1 protein-coding gene is annotated in these 958 nt (G+C 68.0%); it reads right to left on the bottom strand.

Annotated elements, in window-relative coordinates; genetic code table 11:
- Window positions 1–918 (bottom strand): IS481 family transposase (locus ACFFIO_RS17315; protein WP_378043706.1); only part of this gene is annotated, 918 nt, incomplete at its 3' end.
- Window positions 919–958 lie beyond the last annotated feature (40 nt).

Consider the following 958-nt stretch of genomic DNA (forward strand, 5'->3'; position numbering starts at 1 on the left):
TCGTTCAGTGTTGTAGTGCTCCAGCCAAGGGGCAAGGGCGGCCTGACGAGTCGCGTTGGAGGTGAAGACCTGGCGGTAGGCCCACTCGGTGGCCAGGGTGCGGTTGAAGCGCTCCACCTTGCCGTTCTGCCATGGGCAGTGCGGTCGGATGAACTTGTGTCGGGCCCCGATCTCCGCGATCGCAGCGCGTACATCGGTGGAGCGCCGGTATGACCAGTGGTTGTCGGTGATGACTCGCTCGATGCTGGCGATGCCATGGGCGGCGAAGTACGCCGCGGCACGCAGGATGAACGCCCCGCAGGTGGCGCCCTTCTCGTCGGGCAGCACTTCCGAGTAGGCCAGGCGGGAGTGGTCATCGACCATGGAGTGCACGAAGTCATAGCCGGACCGGGCCCTCTTCTGGGCCGAGGTCCTGCCCATCATGCGGCCATGGGCCCGCCAACCACCCCCGTCCGGGATCTTCCCGAGCTTCTTCACGTCCACGTGCACCAGCTCTCCCGGGCGGGCGCGTTCGTAGCGCACCACGGTGGTCTTCGAGGCCCGAATGGGCTCCCCGGTCATCGGGTCGCAGTCCCGCAGGTACGGCACCCGGTGCCGGACCAGGATGCGAGAGATCGTCCGGGCCGGCACCCCGGTCAGCGAGGCCAGCACCGCCGGTCCGGCCCGGTGCTCCCACCGGGCGGACACGACCCGATCCTCGGTCTGGCCGGGGGTCTTGGTCGGCATCGTGTGCGGCCTGGAGGACCGGTCTTGAAGGCCGACCTCGCCCTCGGTGGCATACCGGCCGATCCACTTGTACACGCACTTGCGGGAAACCCCCATCGCGGCGGCGATATGCGGGGGTTTCCACCCGTCCTGGTGGCGCTGGATGATCAATCGGCGGCCATGAACGGTCAGCCGGGCATTACGGTGGGACACGGGAGCCTCCTGTGTGCTGGTGCAGCCTTCGACAAGCCAC

The sequence above is a fragment of the Citricoccus parietis genome, assembly GCF_042433045.1.
In the GTDB taxonomy this organism is placed as follows: Bacteria; Actinomycetota; Actinomycetes; order Actinomycetales; family Micrococcaceae; genus Citricoccus; species Citricoccus parietis.